The 626-nt window shown below is 41.4% G+C and carries 2 protein-coding genes; both read left to right on the top strand.

The genetic code is table 11. The features are described 5' to 3' along the window. The coding region (locus CYP54_RS08815) for a phage tail protein (RefSeq protein ID WP_141108523.1) at positions 1-431 on the top strand (431 nt) is incomplete at its 5' end. 9 nt (positions 432-440) lie between these two features. Next, positions 441-626 (top strand): hypothetical protein (locus tag CYP54_RS08810; RefSeq protein ID WP_219810474.1); only part of this gene is annotated, 186 nt, incomplete at its 3' end.

Here is a 626-nt window from a genome sequence, read left to right as displayed (position 1 = left end):
TTTTATATAGCTCAAACTCAAATACACCAGAGGGCTTTCTCCGTTGTGACGGATCAGCACTTGATAAAAATACATACTCCGCGCTTTTCGCGGAGATTGGCTATACGTATGGTAAAAGTGGCGATAAATTCTTATTGCCAAACTTTAGTGATGGAAAATTCATGCGTGGCACTGGTGGCAATGCAGCCGCTCTGGGTACAGTTCAAGGGGATGCAATAAGAAATATCACTGGTAGCATAATCACTAGAAGTAACACTGATGGTAGTATACAAGCTCAAGGGGCTTTTGGTGGTGAAGTAAATTCTAGTTGGTGGGCACAAATGACAAGAGGATCAGGAATTACTATTAACTTTGATGCTAGCCGAACAGTGCCAACCGCTAACGAAAACCGTCCATACAATATGGCAGTAGTCGTGTTAATCAAATACTAGGAGCAACTTATGAAAATTTATATCTATGACACCAAAAATAACGAATATTTATACGAGGCAGAAGCACAAATAGATCCACTAGCAAGCAGCAAGGGCGAAACGATCTATCTAATGCCTCCAAACGCAACACAGATCGCACCAACTGAGCCAAAAGCTGGTTACGCAAATGTTTTTACTAATGGAAAGTGGGAGCAA

The organism is Campylobacter concisus, from assembly GCF_002914005.1.
GTDB lineage: Bacteria > Campylobacterota > Campylobacteria > Campylobacterales > Campylobacteraceae > Campylobacter_A > Campylobacter_A concisus_N.
Note: the sequence above shows the minus strand (reverse complement) of the source record. Positions and strands in the feature narration are given on the sequence as shown.